This is a genomic window from Nonomuraea sp. NPDC050786, assembly GCF_040654115.1.
Lineage (GTDB): Bacteria > Actinomycetota > Actinomycetes > Streptosporangiales > Streptosporangiaceae > Nonomuraea.
This window is the reverse complement of sequence record NZ_JBFAHJ010000021.1, coordinates 42,734-65,330: the sequence shown is the minus strand read 5'-3', so window position 1 is coordinate 65,330 and position 22,597 is coordinate 42,734. Positions and strand designations below refer to the sequence as shown.

Annotated in this window: 21 protein-coding genes; 8 read left to right on the top strand and 13 right to left on the bottom strand. The window is 71.7% G+C overall.

The features are described from left to right. Positions 1–59: 59 nt before the first annotated feature. From AB0H84_RS32350 to AB0H84_RS32340, 3 genes are read right to left on the bottom strand one after another with little or no spacing between them, the layout of a single operon-like run. Positions 60–1,610, bottom strand: coding sequence for a serine/threonine-protein kinase (locus AB0H84_RS32350; RefSeq protein WP_357612590.1), 1,551 nt, complete (start codon positions 1,608–1,610; stop codon positions 60–62). 46 nt (positions 1,611–1,656) lie between these two features. Next, a complete protein-coding gene (locus AB0H84_RS32345; protein ID WP_357612588.1) occupies positions 1,657–2,466 on the bottom strand; it encodes an alpha/beta hydrolase in 810 nt (269 codons plus the stop codon). A 32-nt stretch (positions 2,467–2,498) separates the two neighbouring features. Beyond that, positions 2,499–2,945, bottom strand: a complete 447-nt coding sequence (locus AB0H84_RS32340) for a MarR family transcriptional regulator (RefSeq protein ID WP_357612586.1) — start codon at positions 2,943–2,945, stop codon at positions 2,499–2,501. A 41-nt stretch (positions 2,946–2,986) separates the two neighbouring features. Between AB0H84_RS32340 and AB0H84_RS32335 the strand changes: the two genes are divergently transcribed. Then, positions 2,987–3,370, top strand: coding sequence for a nucleotide pyrophosphohydrolase (locus tag AB0H84_RS32335; RefSeq protein WP_357612583.1), 384 nt, complete (start codon positions 2,987–2,989; stop codon positions 3,368–3,370). An 86-nt stretch (positions 3,371–3,456) separates the two neighbouring features. Here AB0H84_RS32335 and AB0H84_RS32330 read toward each other — a convergent pair whose 3' ends face one another. Then, on the bottom strand, positions 3,457–4,947 hold the full coding sequence (locus AB0H84_RS32330) for an MFS transporter (protein ID WP_357612581.1): 1,491 nt from the start codon (positions 4,945–4,947) through the stop codon (positions 3,457–3,459). Between the two features lie 89 nt (positions 4,948–5,036). Here AB0H84_RS32330 and AB0H84_RS32325 point away from each other — a divergent pair, with 89 nt between their 5' ends. After that, positions 5,037–8,186: a BTAD domain-containing putative transcriptional regulator gene (locus AB0H84_RS32325; RefSeq protein WP_357612578.1), complete on the top strand. Its 3,150-nt coding sequence runs from the start codon at positions 5,037–5,039 to the stop codon at positions 8,184–8,186. Positions 8,187–8,189: 3 nt separating this feature from the next. On the opposite strand, the gene AB0H84_RS32320 is transcribed toward AB0H84_RS32325, so the two are convergent. Continuing rightward, positions 8,190–8,639 (bottom strand): SRPBCC domain-containing protein, encoded by a 450-nt coding sequence (locus AB0H84_RS32320; RefSeq protein WP_357612575.1) that lies wholly within the window; start codon positions 8,637–8,639, stop codon positions 8,190–8,192. A 58-nt stretch (positions 8,640–8,697) separates the two neighbouring features. Here AB0H84_RS32320 and AB0H84_RS32315 point away from each other — a divergent pair, with 58 nt between their 5' ends. Beyond that, a complete protein-coding gene (locus tag AB0H84_RS32315) occupies positions 8,698–9,912 on the top strand; it encodes an amidohydrolase family protein (RefSeq protein WP_357612572.1) in 1,215 nt (404 codons plus the stop codon). A 6-nt stretch (positions 9,913–9,918) separates the two neighbouring features. On the opposite strand, the gene AB0H84_RS32310 is transcribed toward AB0H84_RS32315, so the two are convergent. Then, positions 9,919–10,476 (bottom strand): TetR/AcrR family transcriptional regulator C-terminal domain-containing protein, encoded by a 558-nt coding sequence (locus AB0H84_RS32310; RefSeq protein WP_357612569.1) that lies wholly within the window; start codon positions 10,474–10,476, stop codon positions 9,919–9,921. An 81-nt stretch (positions 10,477–10,557) separates the two neighbouring features. Between AB0H84_RS32310 and AB0H84_RS32305 the strand changes: the two genes are divergently transcribed. Then, a complete protein-coding gene (locus AB0H84_RS32305) occupies positions 10,558–11,697 on the top strand; it encodes an NAD(P)/FAD-dependent oxidoreductase (protein ID WP_357612566.1) in 1,140 nt (379 codons plus the stop codon). Positions 11,698–11,728: 31 nt separating this feature from the next. Here the strand turns inward: AB0H84_RS32305 and AB0H84_RS32300 are convergent, their stop codons facing one another. Further along, on the bottom strand, positions 11,729–12,721 hold the full coding sequence (locus tag AB0H84_RS32300) for a hypothetical protein (protein ID WP_357612564.1): 993 nt from the start codon (positions 12,719–12,721) through the stop codon (positions 11,729–11,731). A 407-nt stretch (positions 12,722–13,128) separates the two neighbouring features. Between AB0H84_RS32300 and AB0H84_RS32295 the strand changes: the two genes are divergently transcribed. Further along, entirely contained in the window at positions 13,129–13,968 is an 840-nt protein-coding gene (locus AB0H84_RS32295; RefSeq protein WP_357612561.1) for an NAD(P)H-binding protein, read from the top strand. A 19-nt stretch (positions 13,969–13,987) separates the two neighbouring features. Here the strand turns inward: AB0H84_RS32295 and AB0H84_RS32290 are convergent, their stop codons facing one another. Further along, positions 13,988–15,112 carry an FAD-dependent monooxygenase gene (locus AB0H84_RS32290; protein ID WP_357612558.1) on the bottom strand — a complete coding sequence of 375 codons (1,125 nt, stop codon included), beginning with the start codon at positions 15,110–15,112 and terminating at the stop codon, positions 13,988–13,990. Between the two features lie 62 nt (positions 15,113–15,174). Here AB0H84_RS32290 and AB0H84_RS32285 point away from each other — a divergent pair, with 62 nt between their 5' ends. Continuing rightward, positions 15,175–15,627 (top strand): MarR family transcriptional regulator, encoded by a 453-nt coding sequence (locus AB0H84_RS32285; RefSeq protein ID WP_357612555.1) that lies wholly within the window; start codon positions 15,175–15,177, stop codon positions 15,625–15,627. 27 nt (positions 15,628–15,654) lie between these two features. Here the strand turns inward: AB0H84_RS32285 and AB0H84_RS32280 are convergent, their stop codons facing one another. Together AB0H84_RS32280 and AB0H84_RS32275 are read right to left on the bottom strand one after the other, a co-directional pair. Next, positions 15,655–16,860, bottom strand: coding sequence for a hypothetical protein (locus tag AB0H84_RS32280; RefSeq protein ID WP_357612552.1), 1,206 nt, complete (start codon positions 16,858–16,860; stop codon positions 15,655–15,657). Further along, entirely contained in the window at positions 16,857–17,429 is a 573-nt protein-coding gene (locus AB0H84_RS32275) for a SigE family RNA polymerase sigma factor (protein ID WP_357612549.1), read from the bottom strand. The genes AB0H84_RS32280 and AB0H84_RS32275 overlap by 4 nt, the downstream gene beginning before the upstream one ends. A gap of 344 nt (positions 17,430–17,773) precedes the next feature. On the opposite strand from AB0H84_RS32275, the gene AB0H84_RS32270 reads away from it, so the two are divergent. Both AB0H84_RS32270 and AB0H84_RS32265 read left to right on the top strand, forming a co-directional pair. Further along, positions 17,774–18,742, top strand: a complete 969-nt coding sequence (locus AB0H84_RS32270; RefSeq protein WP_357612546.1) for a pyridoxamine 5'-phosphate oxidase family protein — start codon at positions 17,774–17,776, stop codon at positions 18,740–18,742. Positions 18,743–19,356: 614 nt separating this feature from the next. Continuing rightward, positions 19,357–20,229, top strand: a complete 873-nt coding sequence (locus AB0H84_RS32265) for a recombinase family protein (protein ID WP_357612542.1) — start codon at positions 19,357–19,359, stop codon at positions 20,227–20,229. A gap of 66 nt (positions 20,230–20,295) precedes the next feature. Here the strand turns inward: AB0H84_RS32265 and AB0H84_RS32260 are convergent, their stop codons facing one another. From AB0H84_RS32260 to AB0H84_RS32250, 3 genes are all read right to left on the bottom strand, one after another. Further along, complete coding sequence (locus AB0H84_RS32260) at positions 20,296–20,793, bottom strand: HXXEE domain-containing protein (RefSeq protein WP_357612539.1); 498 nt, start codon at positions 20,791–20,793, stop codon at positions 20,296–20,298. Between the two features lie 68 nt (positions 20,794–20,861). Beyond that, positions 20,862–21,788: a cation diffusion facilitator family transporter gene (locus AB0H84_RS32255; protein ID WP_357612536.1), complete on the bottom strand. Its 927-nt coding sequence runs from the start codon at positions 21,786–21,788 to the stop codon at positions 20,862–20,864. After that, positions 21,788–22,201, bottom strand: a complete 414-nt coding sequence (locus AB0H84_RS32250) for a metalloregulator ArsR/SmtB family transcription factor (protein WP_357612533.1) — start codon at positions 22,199–22,201, stop codon at positions 21,788–21,790. The genes AB0H84_RS32255 and AB0H84_RS32250 overlap by 1 nt, the downstream gene beginning before the upstream one ends. Positions 22,202–22,597 lie beyond the last annotated feature (396 nt).

Here is a 22,597-nt window from a genome sequence, read left to right as displayed (position 1 = left end):
CGCCGCCACCAGGCGTCGGCGAGCTCAAATCTGGGGCAGATCATCACCCCGAATCGCCCTTAATGGAAGAACGACCTGCGCGGCCCCTGACCGGACAGGCTGCCGATGCAGCGGTAGAAGCGCACGCCCTGCTCGAACTGCGCCTGGGACGGCGGCATGACGTCGGCCCGCCACCTGGCGGCCGCGATGGTCTTGGCCGTGCCAGCCCTGCTGAGCAGGAGCACCGCCCGGCTGCAGACCCGCTTCACCGTCGGGTGCCTGGCCAGGTCCTGCTGCACGTACGTGTCGGCGTCGGACGGGATCGGGGCCACCGCGAACGTCTCCCATGAGTGCTCCTCCTCGCACCCGAGCCGTCTGGCCTTCGTGTCGCCCACGATGATGACCAGGCCGCCCCAGCACTCCGGCTCCCGCACGCAGGCCGCCTCGGCGCCGCGCACCTTGGCGGCCGGGCAGTTCTCCGTGTACGTGTCGAGCTTCCCGAACACCGTCTTGGCCGGTTGGTCCGTGGCCTGGGTGGTGGTCGTGGCGCCGGGTGCGGCCTCGTCGTGGGTGGCCGGCCCCTTGGTGACGTACGTGTAGACGACCACGCCGACGCCCACCGAGATGGCCAGGGCCAGCGCGGCGACGATCGCGACCAGCGCCTTCGAGGTGCCGCCGCCGGACGGCCGGGTGTCCGGATGAGCGTGCGACGGCGGGCGGCCTCCCGTGTCCCCCATGGGGCCGGCCGAGGCCGGAGGGCCCGACAGGACGCGAGGCGGCGGCACCGAGGCCGGAGGGCCCGACAGCGCGTGCGGCGTCGGCACCGAGGAAGGGCCGAGCGGGACGGCGGCGAGGGCGTCGCGGAAGGCCGCCGCGGTGGGCGTGCGCTCGCGCGGATCGCTCGCCAGCGCCCGGCGCAGCACGTCGGTCAGCTCGGGCGGCACGCCGGGGATCTCCGGAACGGGCAGGCGGTGCAGGGCCAGGATCATCGCCAGGTTCGGCACGCCGCTCTCCGGGAAGCGCGGCGGGCGGCCGGACAGCAGCGCGTAGACGGTGGCCGCCAGTGCGTACACATCAGCGGCCGGGGTCGGCCCGGCCAGCTCGAACGCCTCCGGCGGGGCGTACGAGGGCGTCAGGGACTCGCGGGTCACCGAGGCCTCGGGCCCGGACGCGGGCATGGTGGCCAGGCCGAAGTCGGACAGTGCGACCTGGCCGTACCGGTTGACCAGGATGTTGCCCGGCTTCACGTCGCGGTGGAGCACCCCTTGCGCGTGCGCGGCGGCCAGCGCGTCGGCGATGCGCACGCCCACGTCGCGTGCCTCGGCCGGGGAGAGCCGCCGCCCCGCGAGCGACCCGCCGGGGCACAGCTCCAGCACCATGTACGGCCGCCCGTCCGGCAGCAGCCCCGCGTCGTAGACGGGCACCACGTGCGGATGGGCGGACAGGGCTCCGGCGGCCGTGACCTCGCGCATGAAGCGGCGCTTGTCGCGGTCGGACAGCAGCACCCGGTTGTCGACCTTGAGCGCGACCTCGCGGCCCACGGCCGACTGCAGCGCGAGGTAGACCACACCGAAGCCGCCCTGGCCGAGAATGCCCTTGATCTCGTAGCCGGGCACCGTTAATTCGGACACGCGCGGAAGCGTACAGGTTCGGGAGTCCGGCCTTCAGAGGGAAGCGTCAGCTGACGCCCTGGAGCACCTCGCGGAGCCGGGCGGCGTACGCGCGTGGGTGGCTGGTGTTGCCGTTGTGGCCGCCCGGGAACTCCACCAGCTCGGTGCCGAGCAGCTTGGCCAGCTCGACCGCGCACCGGTGGTCGAAGACGTGGTGCGGGGTGGTGCGGCCGGTCGCGGGCAGGATGCGCGTGCGGCAGCCGCTCAGGTCCAGCTCGTCCTGCACGACGGCCGTGAAGTCGCGGCGGATGAAGAAGTCGAAGTTCGCCTGCCGCTGGGCCGTCATGGGCTGCGGGGTCAGGTCGGTCTCGGCGTCCTCGGTGATGCCGAGCACCCGCTTGACCTGGCCGATCGCGGCGGGCAGGCCGCCTTCGAGGTAGAGCTCCTGGAGCTCGGTCAGCTCCGCCCGGTGTTCGGCGCGTTCGGTCTCGGGCAGCAGCCAGGGCGAGACGGGCTCGTGCGCGATGAGCAGGCCGAGCTGCTCAGGGTGCTCGACGGCCAGGTGGAGCCCGATGGAGGCGCCCAGGCTCTGGCCCAGCATGATCACGGGCTGGTCGGTGAGGTGGGCCAGGAGCCGGTGCACGTCATCGGCGTGCTGCCGGACGCTCACTCCCGCCGCCGGATCGTGGAGCGTGCTGCGGCTGAGCCCGCGCCGGTCGTACGTGATCACCGTGTACTCGTCCACCAGCCGATCGACCAGGTCGACGCTGCGGCCCGCGTCACCCTCGCCGCTCTGGGAGATCAGCAGGAGCGGCCCGGTGCCGCGTGTCTCGTAGTAGAGCTCGGCGCCCGGCACGTGCAGGAGGTCTGCGTTCATGCGGACCACAATAATCCATCAAATTAGATGCATCAAGTTCGATGCATTATTTCCGGGATCAGCCGCCCGGCCAGCTCCTCCAGCATCGCCACGGTCGCGCTCACGCGCTCGGGATCGTCCGTGCCCAAGGCGGCGGCCAGCGCGGCGTCGATCGGGGTGTCCCGGACCTCGGCCACCCGCTCGGACACCTTGGGGGCCTCACGGATGATCGTCCGCCGCCGGTCCGCGGGATCCGTCTCGGTGATCACCGCGCCGGCGGTGCGCAGCCGCGCGACGGCCGCCGACACGGCGCTCTGCGGCAGGCCGGTACGGGCGGCGATCTCGCCCACGGTGGTGTCCGGGTGCCCACGCAGGTCGCTCGCGACGATCAGCACGGTACGCACGCTCGTGGAGTGCTCACCGATGCCCTCGGTCGGCATCGCCTCCTCGCCGATCTTCATCAGTGTCCGGCCCAACAGGAACAGCTCGACCCCATTCACGAGCAGCAACATACCGGCGGGCGTCGGTAAGGTCGTTCGACGTGACGACCGAGTTGGAGCGCCTTGCCGTACGCCTGCGCGAGTTCGCCAGGGTCAGGGACTGGGAGCAGTTCCACACGCCGAAGAACCTGGCGATGGCGCTCGCGGGCGAGGTCGGGGAGCTGGTGGCGGAGTTCCAGTGGCTGACGGCCGACGAGTCGAGGAGCCCCGGCCCCGACGCGCTCGCCAGGATGCGTACCGAGCTGGGGGACGTGACCCTCTACCTGATCCGGCTGGCCGACGTGCTCGGCGTGGACCTGGTGGAGGCGGCGCAGGCCAAGCTGGAGGAGAACGACCGCCGCTACGACGCCGACCGCTACCGCGGCTCGGCCGAGAAGGCGCCGCCGTTCCCGCACGAGGGCCGGACCGGAGACGCCCGTCACTGAAGGGCGACGGGGCAGACCGCCCGCCGTGCACGCGAACGCCGCCGGACCGGCCGTGGGGGCCGGTCCGGCGATGGCGTCTGAGTGGGTCACGTCGTCGGGTTGTGCCGCCTGAGGGCCACCAGCGTGATGGCGGCCAGGCCGAGGAAGGTGACCGCGCTGATCGCCGCCACCGTGTTGAGCCCCGTGGTGAACGCGGCACGCGCCAGGTCGAGCAGGTCGGGCAGGTCCTTGGCGGCCGTCACCGCGGCGGTGATGCTCTCCCGCGCCGCCTCCGCCGGCAGGTGCTCGGGAAGCTGCCCACGGTAGATGGCGGTGCCGAGGCTGCCCAGCGCGGCCACGCCCACCGCGACGCCGAACTCGCCGCTGGTCTCCGACAGCGAGGCCGCCGAGCCGGCCTTCTCCGCGGGCGCGGCCGTCATGATGACGCCGTTGCCCACGCCCATCGGCAGCGCGACGCCCGCGGAGGCGAGCACCAGTCCGGCCACGACCAGCCCGGTGCCTCCGACGCTCGGCACCTGCGTGTGCAGGAACAGCCCGGCCGCGCCCACCACGAACCCGCCGGCCATCACGTACGTCGCGCCGAGGCGGCGGGCGAGGGCCGGGGCCAGCGACAGGGCGACGATCATGGCCAGGTTCTGCGGCACGAGCCAGAGCCCGGCCTCCAACGGGGACAGCGCCTGGACGGTCTGCAGGTACTGGGTGGTCATCAACGTCGTCCCGGCCATCACGACGCCGGCGAGCAGCATGGTCCCGAGCGTGGTCGCGAAGGCCCGGTTGGCGAAGAGCCGCAGGTCCAGCAGGGGGTCGGCGAGGCGGCGCTGCCGCCGTACGAACACCACGCCGAACGCGGCCCCCACCACGATCGCCGCCACGGGCAGCACGTGCCAGCCGCTCCTGGCGATCTCCTTGAGCCCGTACACGACCGGCAGGATGGTCGCGAGCGACAGCGCCACGCTGGCCAGGTCCAGCCGCCCGGCGGCGGGGTCGCGGTACTCGGGCAGCAGCGCCCGCGCGGCCACCAGCACCAGCACCATGAACGGCACCCCCATCAGGAACGCCGACCCCCACCAGAAGTGCTCGAGCAGCACCCCGCCCACCAGCGGCCCGACCGCCATGCCCAGCATGAAGCAGCCGTACCAGAGGGCGATCGCGCTCCCCATCTGCTTGCCGTCCCGGAACATGTTCCTGATCAGCGCCATCGACGACGGCAGCAGCGTGGCCCCGGCGATGCCGAGGAGGGCCCGCGCGGCGATCAGCATCTCGGCGCTGACCGAGTACGCGGCCACCACGGAGGCGGTCCCGAAGGCCGCCGCCCCGATCATCAGCAGCTTCCGCCGCCCGATCCTGTCGCCCAGCGTCCCCATGGTGACCAGGAACCCGGCCAGCATGAACGAGTAGACGTCCATGATCCAGAGCTGCTGCGGCGCGCTGGCGCCGAGGTCGGCGCTGAGGTGCGGAAGCGCCAGGAAGAGCACGCTGACGTCGATGGAGAGCAGCAGGGCCACGGAGGCGAGTACGGCCAGACCGGTCCATTCCCGGCGGCCCGCGAGCGGGCCTGTGAGTGTGCTGGTGTTCATCTCGTTCCCCTTTCAGTTGCCTCCACAGTGCGGTGAGGGGCTTCCGGTGTTCTTTCCGCGGACTTAAGGCCGCGCATAAGGTGACGAACATGCGTTTTGGGGTGCTGGGCCCGCTGGCCGTGTGGACGGATGCGGGCGAGAGCGTCACGATTCCGGGGCTCAAGGTACGCGCGCTCCTCGTGGACCTGCTCGTCCACGAGGGCCACCCGGTGTCCGTGGACCGGCTGGTCGACGATCTCTGGGGCGCGGAGCCGCCGGGCAATCCGGCCGGCGCGCTGCAGGTGCGGGTCTCCCAGCTGCGCAAGGCGTTCGAGGACGCCGAGCCCGGCGGCAAGAACCTCGTCGTCTCCCGGGCCCCCGGCTACCTGCTGCGCAACGAGGACGGCGCCGTGGACGCCGCGCGCTTCACCGCCCTGCTGGCCCGGGCCGAGGCCGCCGACAGCCCGCGGACCAGAGCGGGGCTGCTGGCCGACGCGCTGGCACTGTGGCGGGGGCCGGCGTACGCCGACTTCGCCGACGAGGAGTACACCAGGTCGGCCGTGCTCCGCCTGGAGGAGCAGCGGCTGTCGGCGCTGGAGCAGCACGCCGAGGCGCGCCTGGAGCTGGGCGAGCACGGGCTGCTCGTGGGCGAGCTGGGCGACCTGGTGGCCCGGCATCCGCTCAGGGAACGGCTGCGCGCCGTCCACATGCGTGCCCTCTACCGCGCGGGCCGCCAGAGCGAGGCGCTGGCCTCCTACGCCGAGCTGCGGGAGCGGCTGGCCGACGAGCTCGGCCTCGATCCCGGCCCCGAGCTGGTCGCGCTCCACCAGGCGATACTCGGGCAGGACCCCGCACTGAGCGTGCCCGCCGGCCGCCCCGTCACGAACCTGCCCGCCTCCGTCAGCAAGCTCATCGGCAGGGACGAGGCGCTGGCCGAGGTGTGCGCGCTGGTGGACGAGGAGCGGCTGGTGACGCTCACCGGCAGCGGCGGGGTGGGCAAGACCAGGCTGGCACTGGAGGCCGCGAACAGGCTGGTGGACGGGTTCGCGGACGGCGCCTGGCTGGTCGCGCTCGACCAGGCGTCCCGCTCCCCCGCGGAGGCCGTCATGGCCGCGTTGGACATCCGCGAGGACGCCACCGCGACGGCCTCCCCCGGCGACGCCGACCGCGCCCTCGCGGAGCGGCTCGCCGCGGTGCTCAGGGCCAGGCGGATGCTGCTCGTGCTGGACAACTGCGAGCACGTGGTCGAGCAGGTCGCCGAGCTGGCCGAGACGCTGCTGCGGGCCTGTCCCGAGCTGCGGATCCTGGCCACGAGCAGGGAGCCGCTGGCCGTGGCCGGCGAGGTGCTGTGGAGCGTGCCCCCGCTCGACGTGCCGGGCAGCGCCGACCTGTCGGTGATGGCGCGTTCGGACGCGGTCAGGCTCTTCGTGACCAGGGCCGCCGCCTCCGCCCGCGGGTTCGCGCTCGACGCGGGCAACGCGCAGGCCGTCGCGCAGCTCTGCAGGCGGCTCGACGGCATCCCGCTGGCGCTGGAGCTGGCCGCGACCCGGGTGCGGGCCCTGGGCGTGCACGGCGTGGTGGCACGGCTGGACGACCGGTTCCGGCTGCTGGCCTCGGGGCAGCGCGGTGCGCCCGCCCGCCAGCAGACGCTCACCGCGGTGATCGACTGGAGCTGGGACCTGCTCTCCGACGAGGAGCGCCGCGTCCTGCGCCGCCTCGCCGTACACGCCGACGGCTGCACCCTGGAGGCCGCCGAGTCCGTGTGCGACGCGTCCGAGCTCGACGTGCTCGATGTGCTGGCCCGCCTGGTCGACCGCTCGCTCGTGGTCGTCGCCGACGCCCACGCGGGCGTCAGGTACCGGCTGCTCGAATCGGTCTCCGAGTACTGCCGGGGCCGGCTCTCCGACGCGGGCGAGCTCGATCGGGTACGCCTCGCGCACCTCCACCACTACCTGGCGCTGGCCGTACGGGCCGAGCCGGAGCTGTACGGGCACGAGCAGCGCGAATGGCTGCTGCGCCTGGACGCTGAGGCCGCGAACATGCGGGCCGCGCTCGACACGGCGGTCGCCCGCCAGGACGCCGACAGCGCGGCACGGCTGGTCAACGCGCTCGCCTGGTACTGGTTCCTGCGCGGCAGGCTGGCCGAGGGCAGGCGGTCGATGGCGACCGCCCTGTCCGTCCCGGGCGACCCCTCCCCCGTCAGGGCCAGGGCGGCGGCGTGGGAGGCCGGGTTCGCGCTCATGGTGGGCGAGCAGGTCGAGTGGGAGCACGTGCTGAAGGCGGTCGAGGACCCGCGCGAACGGGCCAGGGCCGAGCTGTTCGTGAGCATGCACGTACCGGACATGCCGGCGGCTCAGGAGCTGACGCGCCGGGCGCTGGTCACGTTCAGGGAGGTCGGCGACCGGTGGGGCGTCGCGGCGGCGCTCGCCAGACAGGCCAGGGACGCGTTCACGACGCGGGACATCGAGGCGCTGGAGCGGATCGGCGAGGAGAGCGCGCGGCTCTTCACCGAGCTGGGCGACCGCTGGGGGCTGCTGCAGGCCACGGCGTGGCTGGCGTCGCTGGCCGAGATGGCGACCGACGCGGAGCGGGCCACCCGGCTGTTCGGCGAGGGGCTGCGGATGGCCGAGGACCTGGGGCTCTGGCCGGAGGTCTCCACGCGCATCGCCTGGCTCGGCTGGATCGCGCTGCAGAGCGGCGAGTACGAGCGCGGCATGGAGTTCTGCGAGCGGGCCATGAAGCTGGCCGAGAGCCAGGGCTACATGGAGGGCACGATCATGGGCCAGATGGGCCTCGCCTTCGCCGCGCGCCGGGCCGGCCGGCTGGACCTGGCCGAGACCCACCTGCGCCTCCTGGTCGAAGCGGTGCCGCGCGGCCCGGACGTGGAGCCCGCCGTGCACCTGCCGGACACGCTCATCGAGCTGGGCTTCCTGCTGGAGCTGCGCGGCGACCCGGAGGCGGCCATGGACCTGCACGTCGAGGCGCTGGCCGCGGCCCACAGGATCGGCGACCCCAGGACGATGGCGTGGGCCGTCGAGGGCGTGGCCGCCGCCGCCGGGCCGACCGAGAAGGCGGCCATGCTGCTGGGGCTGGCGGCCGCGGCCAGGGAGCGCAACCAGACTCCCGCGGGGGCGGCCGAGCGGGCGGACATCGAGCGGGTGTCGGCGAGGGTACGCGACGCGCTCGGCGAGGACGCCTTCGCGGCCGCGTACCGGGAAGGCGCCGCCCTCAAGCTCGACCAGGCCGCGGACCTGCTGTGACGGCTACGCCGCAAGGTGCTCGGCCAGCCGGTCGAAGAACTCGACCCAGCCGGCCTTGGCCTGCTCGGCGTGCTGGGGGTCGGTGTTGACGCCGTACTGGTGGAAGCGCATCTCCGTCCTGCCGTCCGTCTCGGTGAGGTCGATCGTGACCACCGACGCCGGCCCGTCGCCCGGATTGTCCGGGTCGCCCGTGGTGAACACCAGCCGCTCCGGCCCTTTCACCTCGCGGTAGGTGCCGTTCAGCGTCGCCTCGAACCCCTCTTCCCCGACCAGCGTGGCCTGCCAGACGCCGCCCGGACGGGCGTCCAGGGTGATCCGGCCGACCGGCGTGGTCAGCATCCGGGGGCCGAACCACCGCGAGAAGCGCTCGGGCTCGGTCCAGGCGGCCCACACCAGCTCGCGGGGGGCGTCGAAGTGGCGGGTGATCTCGTACTCTGCGGTCTGTGTCGTCATGTCCCCAGAGTGCGGGAACGGTCTTCAGATCCTCTTCTCATGGTCTTAAGGTCGGCGCATGAGGATCGTTCGCGCCACGAAAGTGCTCACCGGGCGTCCCGGGGAGGTGATCGCGGACGGCGAGGTCCTCATCGACGGCTCCACGATCGTCTCCGTGGGGCCGCGCGGCAGCGGGGGTGACGCCGCCGAGGTCGTCGACCTGCCGGGCCACACGGTCCTGCCCGGTCTGATCGACGCGCACGTGCACCTGGGGTTCGACGCCAAGGTGGACCCGGTGACGCGGCGCAGCCCCGAGAGCGACCACCACCTGCTGTTACGCATGGCGGAGAACGCGCGCAAGCTCGTCTCGGCGGGCGTCACGACCTGCCGCGACCTCGGCTCGCGCGGCTTTCTCGACCTGGCGTTGCGCGACGCCATCGAGGAGGGCCTGGCCGTCGGCCCGCACATCGTGGCCGCGACCAGGCCGATCACCATCACCGGCGGCCACTGCTGGTACATGGGCGGCGAGGCCGACGACGAGCCCGCCATCCGCCGCGTCGCCAGGGAGAACCTCCGGGCGGGCGCCGACTGCCTGAAGGTGATGGCCTCCGGCGGGCTGATGACGCCGGGCGCGCCGCCGAGCTGGACGCAGCAGTACGGCACCGACCTGCTCAGGGTCGTCGTGGAGGAGGCCGCGTCACGCGGCAAGGGCGTCGCGGCGCACGCCCACGCGCACGCGTCGATCCGCGGCTGCGTCGAGGCGGGCGTGACGACCATCGAGCACTGCACGTTCTTCACGCCGTCGGGGCACGAGTTCGACGCCGAGCTGGCCGATCTGGTCGCGGAGAGCGGCACGTACGTGTGCCCCACGGTGCACGGCGTGCTCTGGCGGATGCGCGAGAGCCATGGCCCCGAGATGCTCGACGCCTGGCTGCACAGCGTGGCCGCCATGCGGGAGGCCGGGATCCGGCTCATCGCGGGGACCGACGCCGGGTTCGCCACGGCCGGCGTGGCCAATCCCACCGACGGGTACGTCGGGGGTCTGGAGGTGTTCGCGCAGGTCGGCTACGGCAACGCGGAGATCGTCGAGCTGGCCACCGTGCGCGCCGCCGACGCCTGCGGGGTGGGCGCGGTGACCGGCAGCCTGGAGGCGGGCAAGCGGGCCGACCTCATCGCGGTCGCGGGCGACCCGCTCACCCGCCTGGCCGACCTGCGCAACCTCGCGCTGGTCCTGGTCTCCGGCCGCGCCGTCACCCAGGCGGGCGTGGACACGGTGACCTCGTCCGTGGGGTGAAGTGGGCTACCCCGCCGTCCGGGCCCCTGACGAGCTGCCGATCCCAGCGATGATCAACTCCAGGCCCGCGCGGAAGGCGGCGTCGCGCTGCTCCTTGGGCCAGTGGCCGACCTTGCGGGCCTGCTCCTCGGTCGTGTAGCCGTTGACGTAGGCCATGACGGTGTCCACGGCCACCGGAGCCAGCTCCGCCGGGATGCCCGCGGCGGCCAGGGCGGCGATGAGCCCGTGGAAGGCGGCCACGGCCTCCTCCCCCGGCTGCTGGAACGTCGACAGCAGGCGCGCGCCGTCCCGGTGGGCCAGCATGAGCTCGCGGACGCCGATGGCGATCATGCGCAGCCGATCGTCCCAGGGGCCTTCGAGCGGCGGGGCGGCACCCTCCGGCGGAGTCACCAGGTGCGTGACCATGGCGTCCAGCAGGGCCTGCTTGCTGGGGTAATGCCGATACAGCGCGCCGGCCTGCACCCCGAGCCTGCCGGCCAGGCGGCGCATGGTCAGCCCGTCCAGGCCGACCTCGTCGAGCAGCTCGATCGCCGCCTGCAGGACCTGCCCGCGCCGCTCCCCCATGAGAACTCCTTGACAACCCGGCTCCGCATACGTGAACAATGTACACGTGAACGTTGTTCACGTCGGAACGGGAGGATGGACATGGACCGACAACGGGTGCTGATCGCGGGGGCGGGCCTCGGCGGGCTGACGCTCGCGCACGGGCTCTTACGCGCGGGCATCGACGTACACGTGTACGAGGCCGACGACGGCAGCGGCGAGCGCTTCCAGGGGTACCGGATCGGGCTCTCACCGGTCGGATGGGAAGGGCTGCGCGCATGCCTGCCGGAGCGGATGTACGAGCTGGCGGAGGTGACCAGCGGCGGCCTGGACGGGCCGGGGCTGCTCTTCGACGAGCAGCTCACCCTGCTCAGCCGCGCCCTGCCCGGACCTGACGAGGCAAGGGCGGTCGACCGGCAGGTGCTGCGGCGGATCCTGCTCAGCGGCCTCGGCGACCGGGTCACCCATGGCAAGCGCCTGACCGGCGTCGACGAGTCCGACGGGACCGTCACGGCCCGGTTCGCCGACGGCACGCAGGCCACGGGGGCCGTGCTGGTGGGCGCCGAGGGCAGCAACTCGGTCGTCCGCCGCCACCTGGCCCCCGAGGTGGGCTACGTCGACACCGACCTGTGCGGCGCGATGGGCCGCACGCCGATCACCGACCGCTTCCTGGAGTTGGTGCCTGGCCGGGGCACCATGGTCAAGGGGCCGGGGATCACGCTGATGCTGGGCCGCATGCAGTTCGGCAGGGAGCCCTCCGTGGCCGCCGCCGAGCTTGTTCCCGGCCTCGACATGCCGTACCGGGAGAGCTACGTACGGTGGGTGCTGCTCGTGCCGCCGGAGCACCCGGGGTCGCGGCAGGCTCTCCCGGACGCCCGCGAGCTCGTCCTGGAGCTCATCGACGGCTGGCACCCTGACCTGCGGGACCTGGTGAGCTCGGCCGACATGAGCGCCGTGGGCCGCGCCCAGGTCTACGACCGTCCCGTGCCGCCCTGGCCGGCGGGCCGCATCACGCTCCTGGGCGACGCCGCCCACCTGACCCTCGCCAGCGGGGGGAACGGCGCCAACACCGCCATCCAGGACGCCCTGCGGCTGAGTGACCGGCTGGCCGAGGTCCATCGGGGCGAGCGGGACCTCCGCTCGGCGCTGGCCGAATACCAGGAGGACATGCTGGCACGCGGGAACGCGGCGGTCGAGTACGGCAAGGAGGCGCTGAAGCGGTTCGTTCCCACGTCCCCGTGACGCCTGAGGCGACCACGCGGGCGACGTGCCCTCACCCGTTCCGCGGGGGCGTCTTCTTCCTAGGGGGGCGTCGTGCACCCGACCCGCGCAGGTTCTGCGGCGGCGGGCCGCGCCTGGGCTCGACGTCCGAGCGGTACAAGGGCTGGCCTCCGTACCAGCCCCACAGCAAACAGACGAATCCCGCGAGCAAGGCCAGGACCGGCAGCAGGTAGAGCAGTGCGTCGAGGCGGAACAGGCCGGAGGCGGTCACCCCCATGATCGACACGAGCAGCACCCGGCTCGGCCCGTGCCAGTACGGTCTGCCCATGGGCCTGTCCCACTTCTTCCAGCCCTTCGGCGTACGCCGCCTGAGCCGCGCCGCCGGCCACAATCGTGTGCCGTCACCGGCGATCACCACGGCGCGCCTGAACGGCCATCCGCCGATCCGTACCTGGGCCTTGGGGCCCTTTGCCAACTGGTCGAAGGCAGGATCCCAGTAGACGCGCTGGTAGTACGGCCTCGCTCCGCGCTCTGGGATGAGTTCCAGGTACTGACTGAACCAGACAATCCCCCGCCTGCTGGACCCCAGAGTCAGCGACCTGGCCCGCCACCGCACGTCGGCCGCTCCGGCCGCCCGACGGTTGAGCAGAGAACGGGCCAGCGCCAGGACGAGCCCCAGCCCGTAGAGGCCCGCGACGACGAACGGTGCCCGCCTGAGCATGTCGCCGGGAGGCGGTATGCCGTCGTCCTCTGCCGGGAACACCAGACCGCCGGGGTCCGCCGGGTCGTAGCGGATGGAGAGCACCGACCCTTGCACGAAACGCTCGGACTCGGCCTGGATCACCGTCTGATGGCTGTTCCTGCCGTCGGACCAGTCCAGGTGGAACATCTCCGGATTGCCCTGGCCGTCGAACTCGATGAACCGGACCGTGGCCATGGCCCTGGCCGTTGCGTGGAGTTCCGCGTCGACGACGCCGGCGGCCTGGACGGCAAGGACGCCGAATGCCGCTGACGCTCCCAGCGTGAACCCCCCGAGGGACACCAAGGCGATACGCGATATCGGCCGCAATCATGCATCCCGAGGAGAGAAAGTCATCAGATCCCCCGTTTTTGATCGATGTTCCGCCAGCTTGGCAGAAGGGGCTGTCGTCAGGCTTGCAGCCCGCTGTCGTCGCGCGTTCAACCCTGGAGCGGGTCCTCACCCTGCCGGCCCACCGGTTCGACGCCGACGACGCCGACGACGCCGGCAGCGAGCCGAATCACCGCCCCGGCACAGCCCGGGACCTGCCCTGGGCCGTCGCACCCGTATCGATCATCCAATTGAATGATGCTTGTGTGCGTACGGAACGTCTTCGGCGACGATCCGCCGTCGCCGGAGGTGCGGCGCCGGCTGCACGGCGAGCTGGTCGAGCTCCTCGGCGAGGCCGAGGACTGAGGGAGGGTGTTGTCGCGATGGTGATGGTGGTCTTCGGGGCGCGGGGCAATGTGGGGCGCCATGTCGCCGCCGGCCTGCTGGCGGCCGGTGAGCGGGTCAGGGTGACGAGCCGGGATCCGGAGCAGGGCGGCCTGCCGGCGGGCGCGGAGGTCGTGGCGGCCGACCTGGAGCATCCCGAGACGTTGCCGGCCGCGTTGGAGGGCGCCGAGAAGGTGTTCGTGTACGCCAAGCCGGCCGGGGTCGCGGGGTTCGCCGAGGCGGCCAGGTCGGCCGGGGTGCGGCAGGTGGTGCTGCTGTCGTCGGCGTCGGTCGTGGCCGAGGGCGCCGAGCACAATCCGATCGCCCTGCAGCATCGCGCCGTCGAGACGGCCCTGGAGGAGTCAGGGCCGGCCTGGACGTTCATCCGGCCGGGGATGTTCGCGACGAACACGCTGTGGTGGTGGCGTGAGCCGATCCGGGGCAAGGGGGCGGTGCGCCTGCCGTACCCGGAGTCGCAGACCGCTCCCGTGCACGAGAAGGACCTGGCGGCGCTCGCGGTGACGGCGCTGCGCGGGCCGGGGCACGAGCGGCAGGCCTACACCGTGTACGGGCCCGAGTCGCTCACGCTGCGGCGGCAGGTCGAGCTGATTGGGGAGGCGATCGGCCGCACGATAGCGATCGAGGTGATCTCGGCCGAGGAGGCGCGGGAGGAGCTGGGCCGTACGATGCCGCCGATCGGCGTCGAGGTGATCATGAAGCAGTGGGCGGCCCGCGACGGCGTCCCCGCGGAGACGTCGGCGGTGGTGGAGAAGGTGACGGGGCGTGCCGCGCGCACGTTCGCCGAGTGGGCGGTCGATCACGCGGGCGACTTCGCCTGAGCGGCTCCTACGAGAAGGATCATCCGGCGGTCGCGGTGAGGCGGTTGCTGAAGCGGGCGAGCATGACGGTCTGGTACGTTTCCGGGACCAACCGGGCGATCAGCGGCGGGACTCGCCAGTTGGCGGGATTGCGCCTGGCCAGCCGGGAGACCAGGGAGATGTGCGGGTAGCGGGCCTCCTCGTAGGCGCGCAGCCGTACCGCCGGATCGTCTCCTTCCTCGGCGAGCTCGCGCCCCAGCACCCACGCGTCCTCGAGGGTCTGGTTCGCGCCCTGCCCCAGGGTGGGCGGCATGGTGTGGGCGGCGTCGCCGACCAGCGTGATGCGGCCCTCGCCCCACACCTGGCGGACCTTGTTCCAGTGGTGGCCGAAGAACTCGAGGTCCTCCTCGGAGGCGGCGGCGAGCACCTCGGGGACGGGCGAGGCCCAGTGCCCGAAGCGCCGCCGCAGCTCGGCCAGCGGCGCGGCGGGACGCGGGTCGCCGGGCGACCAGCGCACGTCGAACCACCACTGCAGCAGGCCCTCCCCCGCCGGCATGAGCCCGCACGCTCCCTCCCGCCCGCTGATCATGAGATGCCGGGTCGTGTCGGTGATCTCGATGTCGATCGGGCTCAGGCCCTGCCAGGTGCCGAAGGTGGCCGGTCGCACGGTCCCGTCGCCCCACAGGGCGCGCCGTACGACCGAGTGGTGACCGTCGGCTCCGATGAGCACGTCACCCGTGGCCGTCGACCCGTCGGCGAACGTCGCCGTCACCTTGCCACCGTCCTGTGCGACACTCCGGCAGGCCAGACCGTAGTGGACGATGTCGCCGGGGAGCCCGTCGGCCAGGCGTTCCAGCAGGGAACGGCGCGGAATCGCCTGGGTCGGGAAGCCGTACCGGTCGGCCGCGTGGGCGATGTCCATGCTGGTACGCAGCCGGCCGCCGGAGGTCAGCGCGTCGATCCGGTCGATGCGGGCACCGACACCCTCCAGGCTGACGCCCAGATCCTTCAGTACGGCGTTGCCGTTGCTCCAGACGAGCAGCGCCTTACCGCCTGTCCGCCTGGCTGGAGCCTGATCGTAAAGCCGCACCCGGTGACCGGCGGCCAGTAACCCGCGCGCGACAGCCAGTCCGCCCACTCCGGCGCCGATGACGAGAATGTCCATTTCCCCTCCAAAGCGGAGTGTCTTCGATTCGAAGATACATCGCGATGGAGTAGGTTAGGAAAGTGGCCCACAAGCATCCGGAAGAGGCGATTTTCCGCGAGTTCCTGGTGGCGATCCTGCTGCACAACGAGGCGGTCGCCGACCGGCTCGGCCTGCAACCCGTCGACGTCGCCGCCACCATCCTGCTGGAGACGCGTGGGCCCCTCGCCGTGGGCGCGATCTCCGAGGAGCTCGGCCTGCCGTCCGCCTCGACCACCCGGCTGATCGACAGGCTGGAGAAAGCCGGATATGTCCGGCGGGTGCGTGGCGAACGCGATCGGCGCACGGTCACGGTGGAGCTGGTGGAGGGCGGGATGGACGACTACGACGCCGCCTGCGCGGCGTCCAGGCGGCACCTGGACGCGCTCGCCATGCATTACGGGGCGGAGCAGGTGCCGCTGCTGCTGGACATGTTCGCCCGCGTCGCGGGGGCATACCGATCGGCCACCAAGGAACTCCGGCAGGATGCGACCTGACACCACTGGCCATAGATCTTCATCGCTCTAGGTGATCCGGGTGAGATCGATGATCACGTAGTCGTCGCCCAGGGGATAGGCGACCAGATTGTTCGCGCTGATGCCCGGCTCCACGCTGCGACCGCTCTTCCCGTTGGGGGTCAGGTGCAGGCCCAGGTCCCCGGACTTGCCTGTGTCCAGGTCCAGCAGCAGCTGCCGTCGTACGGACTCGTCCAGAGTCCGCACGGTCAGGAAGCGGTCGAAGGCGACGCCAGTCATGGCCGGCTGCTGGAGCTCCCGTTCGTGTGAGCCGTCGCGCAGGCGATAGAAGGGCTTGCCGTCCGCGGCCATGCCCACGCACGTCGTCACACCGCAGCGGACGTGCTGGTCTCCGGGACGTACCAGCGCCTTGCTCGTCTCTCCCGTCTCGACGTTGCGGATCTCCTCGAAACTGGGCTCGTTCTCCGGTGTGTAGTCGCCCGGGGTCCCCACCCACGGCCAGCGCAGGATGTGATGGCGTTCGGCGTGGGCGACCGGGGTCACGGCGCCGCCTGTCAGCGGGAGCGTGAAGACGCCGCCTTCCATGACGGAGAAGGCCAGCCTGTCGCCGACGACCACCGTGGTGTCGGCACGGCCCTCGACCGGGGCGTCCGTGGGAATGGGCGCAGGCTCCCCACCCGCGATGGGCACCGACCAGAACGTGGTCCGCATGTCGTCGATGGCCTGCCAGACGATGCGGTCCTGGCCTGCCACGTAGTTGGAGGCGTACACGCCCTTCGGGGTGCGGATGTCCGCGATCTTCCGATGGCCGCCGGTGGTGAGGTCGTAGGCGTAGATCGCGTTCGCCTTCTCGAAGCTCTCCCAGGTTTCGAGGAGGACGGTGTGGTCGTCGATGAAGATGCGCGGCTGGTACTTCTTGATGCCGGGCAGCTTCGCCGGGATCTTCCATACGGCCTGCGGCCACACCTGCTCGATGGGTCTGGGAGCGGTGGCGCGGGTGGTCGCGGCAGACGCCGACGGCGTGGCGACCGGGTCCAGCACCACCGGGGCGTTGTCGCCCTGCCCCCGCACCGCCCATCCGACGCCGCCCGCCACCACGACGACGGCGAGGGCCGCAGCCACGGCATGGGTACGCCCCCGGCGACGGCGCGACCGGCTGACGATCTGCGCCGGGAACCCAGCCGGCGCCTGCGGCGCGCCCTCGGCCCCGCGCATGATGACCCGGTGGAGATCGTCTTCCAGATCCTTCGTCACGGGACGTTCCTCTCAGCAGATGTGGTCCGGGTCTGTGGGCTCGTCACGCGGTCGTGGCCGGCGGGTGTGGGACGGGCCTTCGCGGGCGACGCGCGACGCGCGGCCATCTCCGAACGCAGCCTCGCCAGTCCGAGCGAGGCATGGCTGCGAACGGTGCCCTGAGAGATCTTGAGCAGGTCGGCGATCTCGGCGTCGGACAGCTGCTCGTAGAAGCGGAGCACGAGAACAGCGCGCTGCTTGCGCGGCAGCCCGGCCAAGGCGTGCCAGAGATCCTTATCGCCGTCGGAGGGCAGCGTGTCGTGGAGCGGGACCTCCGGTACGGCCCACGACAGGTGCTCGCGCCGCCTCAGCCGCCACCGGCTGATGTGCAGCCTGGCCATGGTCACCTTGGCGTAGCGCTCCGGGTCCTCCTTGCTGCGCACCCGCGCCCATGCGCGGTGCAGCCTGATCAGGGCCTCCTGTGTCAGGTCCGCCGCGTCGTGGGGGTTGCCGCTGAGCGCGTAGCCGTAACGCATGAGCGCGTTGGCCCGCTCGGCGACGAACTCCGTGAAACGGGAGTCGTCTTCCACCTGTCGTCTCCGCCCTCTTCCTGGTCTGTCATCTCACAGACGGGGATGGGGTGCGTTTTGTTGAAGAACATCCGCAACTCCCAAAAACCGCAGTTCCGGCCTGGATCCTGTCGGCGTTGCAGGCGTGTGCGGACGCTGCGGGGGCGCGCAGGAGTCGGCCGATCAGGCGGCTGGGGCCGCCCGCGCGGCACTGCCAGTGGCTCTCAACGCCTTGTCAAACACGACCTGGCCGGGGCCATGTCCGCCGCGTGACGCTTTTCTCGGTTTTCCACCGTTCCTTGCCGAAATGACGAGATGATCACGCGCATGCGCTTACGCCACCGCCTCCGCCCCGGAGCCGCCCTGTGACCACGACACCTATCGACCTCGAGGTCGGCGCCATCATCGATGCCTACCGGACCTGCGAGTTCGCCACTCTCGGGGCTGACGGCACCCCGCTGACCTGGCCCACCGCGGCCTGGCGCCGGACGGATGGCACGCTGCTGGTCACCACCAGCCTGGCCTTCGCGCAGAAGGCGCTCAACGTCCGCCGGGACGGACGCGTGGCACTGCTCTTCTCCGACCCGACCGGCAGCGGCCGCACCGACGCGCCCCAGGTCTTCGTCAGCGGAACCGCGACCTGCCCCGATGAGATCCGGACCGGGCCGGACGAAGCGGCCGATTACTGGCGCATGCTCTTCGAACGGCAGCCGCACAGCCGAGGCTATGTCCGGGCGCCCGGCCGGTGGTTCATGGACTGGTACTACCTGCGGCTCTTCATCACCGTGACGCCCACCCGGGTCGAGGTGCGATCACCGCTCACCGAGTTGACCGCCGCCGAACAGCCCGGGCCCGCCACGCCGGCCGGCACGGACCTGCCCGGCACGGACCTGCCCGGGGCCGACTTGCTTGGCGCTGACCTGATCGCCCGCTTCCCGAGCGCCGTACTCGGCGCCCGGGACGCCTCTGGGGCCCCGCTGCTGATGCGCACGCGACCAAGAGCCACCACCAACGGCTTCACCATCGCGACGGACGCCGCCGATGGCATCGTGCCGGGCAAGGCCAGCCTGCTCGTGCACCGGCACGACGAGCAGCTCAACGCCATGCACAACGCACTGATCCGCGGCGAACTCCGCGCCGACGGCGACCAATGGACCATGATCCCGCGGAAGGTGGTCGAGCCGGGCGGATCCGGCCGCGCCAGCGACGCGTTCCGCACCCTGCGCACCGCCCGCCGCTCCACGGCGCGCTACCTGGAACGGCGCGGCCTGACCCGGCCCCGGGTTCAGTGGGACCAGTTCCAGATGCTCGCCACCTCCGAAAACGACGCATAACGCCGGCTGGCTCAGGACGGCAGGGTCACCGGTCCTGCCGTCCGCGGCTCTCAGAGTGCGGTTCGCGAGTCCATGCCATTGATGTCGCCTCACCCCGGCATAACCGGCCGCGCCGCCAACTGTCCCCGATCACCCGCCTACCAGCAGATTCTCACAGCCGGGATCGTTCACCCAGCCGCGCCCGCAGCTCGGCCGGTGAGCCACGCGTTCACGCCCACGTTGAACGTCGTTCTACAGGGTTGTTAGCCTGCGCGCATGTCAGATCTGGGACATGTGGCTTGGCCGCCTGAGCCGATCCGGACCGAGCGCCTCGTGCTCCGTGAGTCGGGGGTCGAGCAGCATGCGAACGAAAAGTCGCGTTAGCGGGCGGGGTTGAAGCGGCTTGGCGTGACATTCCGTTCGGGTCCACCCGATTCCTCAGGTAGGGCCAGAGATCTCGTTCAACTGGGGCCAACGCTCCCGTTCATAGCCAGCTGGTCATGTTCTCAGAAATGAGGAGTTCTGACAGACCACGGCGCGCCACCCGGCCGTGTCCGGTTTGTCCTCGGGCGCCGTTCTCATAACCTCTCGCAAAACTGTGTTCTCACAACACTGGGCGCGATAGGTTTTGCGACATGAGTGATCTCGCCGATCCGGCGGCCGCGGTCGAGGCGTTCGACTGTCCCATGTGCCAGGCGTCAGCGGGCAGCGCCTGCCGTACGCGGGGCGGGAAGGTTGCCCCGAAGTACCACACGCCGCGCTTCATGCTGGTGCCGCAGCTGCGGGCGGAGCTGGAGGTGCGCACGCCCGTCGATCGCGGGCCGGGCCGGGCCTGGACGGCGGGACCGGCGCGTGAGGCCGCTGTCGTCGATGCCGCGGCCAGACCCACCCGGGTCGGCTACGCCCGGTGCTCCACCGAACAGCAGGAGCTGCAGAGTCAGCTGGACGCCTTGGAGGCGGCGGGTTGCGAGCCGATCTTCTCCGAGAAGATCAGCACGCGCGTGAAGGTACGGCCGGAGTTCGCCAAGGCCATGGAGTACGCCCGCACCATCAAGACAGCGGTCCCGCTCCAGCGGGTGATTTTCACGGTGCACGAGATGAAGCGCCTGGGCCGCGGCGCGGCCGAGCTGCTCACCATCGCCGAAGAGCTGCGCCGGGCCGACATCCAGTTGGAGTTGCTGACCGGTCCGCTGCAGGGGGTGTACGACCCGAGCGGGCACGGGGCGGCGCTGTTCGCGTTCTTCGCCGGGATGGCCGAGTCGGAACGGGAGTACATCCGGGAGAAGTCCCTCGAAGGCCAGGCCTCGGCACGTGAGCGCGGCCGCCACGGTGGCCGTCCCAAGGTGTTCGACGACGACATGGTCGCCTACGCCCGCAGCCTGCGCGCCCGCGGCGTGCCGGTGCCGGAGATCGCCCGCAAGCTGGTCATCCCGGCCGGGAAGAACAAGGGCCGCAACCCGTCCCTGGCCAGCGTCTATCGCGTGCTGGGTCAGGAGGGCCAGAGCTGATGGGCCGAGGCCGGCGGCAGGCCAGGAGGGTCCTGGTGCAGGACGGCCTGCCGCCAGCGCGGTCCTTTAGAGGAACAGAAAGCTGATCGCCAGGGCGGCGATCACGGTGCCCAGCGCGATGGCCAGGGCGATCTCCCTGGAGCTGGCGCGATCCTCGCGGCGGATCCAGGCCAGGTAGTAGACGGTGGCCGGGAGGGAGACCACGGCCGCGGTGACGGCGCCGGGTGAGTACTCACCCAAGATGATCCAGGTGCTGAGGTGGAACAGGGCGTTGACGCTGAACTGCCACTGGAACGCGGTGGCCAGTACCACCCAGATGCCGTTCCGGCCTGCTGTCGTGGCCCGCCAGGAGGCCAGCAGGACCAGGAGCATCAGCGGGATGTGGTAGGCGGCGAACATGCTGGTGGTCTCGGGGCCGAAGTGGCGGCTGGCCCAGGCGGCGAACCCCTGCAGTTCTTCCAGTGTGTGCAGCACGTAGACGGCGAAGGGCAGCAGGAACGGCCAGGTGCCGGGTGCGGCCGGACCGGTCCGGACGGAGGCGGGGCCTGTGAGGGGGGATGGCATGGGTGATTCTCCGAAGAAGCGGATCGGTGTCGGGGATAAGGGTGACTGGTGGCGGTCCTGGGGGTGGCTCACCAGTTCAGTTCGTCGCAGCCGTGGTGGTCGGCTGGCTCGACCTGCAGGGTGGCGTGGGCGACGCCGTGCCGGTGGCGCAGCAGGTCGCGGGCCTGGTCCAGGACGGCGTGGTGGTTGTCCTGGTCGGCGGTGACCAGGTGGGCGGTGGCCACGTTCATGCCGGAGGTGAGCGTCCACAGGTGCAGGTCGTGCACGTCGCGGACGCCGTTGATGGCGGCCAGGTCGGCGGCGACGGCAGCGGCGTCGATGCCTTCGGGCACGTGCTGGCCGAGTACGGCGAAGACCTGCTGGCCGAGGGAGATCGCCCGGACGGCAACGAACGCTCCGATGGCCAGGGCGACCGCCGTGTCCCACAGCGGCTGCCCGGTGGCGGCCACCATAGCGCCGGCCACGATGACGCCGACCGATCCGGCGGTGTCGGCCACGACTTCGAGGTAGGCGCCCTTGACATTGAGGCTCTCGCTCGCGCCGGAGCGCAGCAGGAGCAGCGCGACCACATTGACGGCCAGGCCGAGGGCGCCGACGATCAGCATCGGCCCGGTGGACACCTCCGCCGGCCCGCCGATGCGGCCGATCGCCTCGGCCACGACGTAGACCGCGACGCCCAGCATCAGCACGACGGCCAGCAGCGAGGCGAACACCTCGGCCCGGTAGGAGCCGTAGCTGCGGCGGCCGGTGGAGTCGGGGCGGGTAGCGATCTTGGTGGCGATCAGCGCGGCGCCGAGGGTGACGACGTCGGCGGCCATGTGCCCGGCGTCCGACAGCAGCGCCAGCGAGCCCGACAGCAGCCCGAAGGTCAGCTCGACCACGAAGAAGGAGCCGATCAGGGCGAAGGAGACCGTCAGCCGCCACCGGTGCTTGCCGGCCGCATGCCCATGCCTCCCGCCTGCATGCCCGTGACCGTGCCCGTGACCGGCGCCCATCAGGTAGTCCCCTCGCGCTCGGGGTGCAGGGCCTCGGTGTGCTCGGTGTGGGCCAGCGCCAGGTCGAGCAGAAGGCGGACGTGCTGGTCCTCCAGCCGGTAGTAGGCCATCCGGCCCGAGCGGCGGGCGGCGACGATGCGGTGCGCGCGCAGCAGGCGCAGGGCGTGGGAGACGGCCGACTCGCTCTGCCCGGTCACCGCCGCCAGGTCGCACACGCACAGCTCGCCGTCCAGCAGCGCCACCAGCAGGCGCAGCCGATTCGGGTCCGACAGCAGGCCGAAGACGTCGGCGGTGTCGGACAGGTCCTCGGCCGCGGGCATGCGCTCGTGCACGGCCGCGACCCGGTCGGCGTCGACCACCTTGACGGTACAGCCGTCCAACGCCAAAGTACTTTCATCTGAAGATCTATTCATATGAGCAGAGTAGAGGGTGATCGAGATGGCCTGTCAAGAGCCGATCTACGCCGCCGCCGGGTGCGCGGGTGCGCGGGGGCGCATCTGCCGGGCCAGGTCGACGGCGATGACGTGATTGAAGGCGTCGGCCAGGAGGGGGTGTGCTGGCCGGTGCCCGAGCCGAGCTCCAGGCAGATCCCGGACGGCGTCGGGCCGCCGCGGGTCAGGGTGTCGGTGAGGAAGTCCAACCGGCCGGTGGCGTGCTCGGTGTCCCAGGCGGGCGCCATCTGTTCGAACAGGCCAGCGAGGAGGGACGCCAGCCGCAGCCGCCTCCTCGCCCGCCGACTCGCCGTCCAACAGCGCGACCGTCGCGAGGCACCCGGCCAGATGATCAGCGTCTGCTCTCCGTCCCGGCTC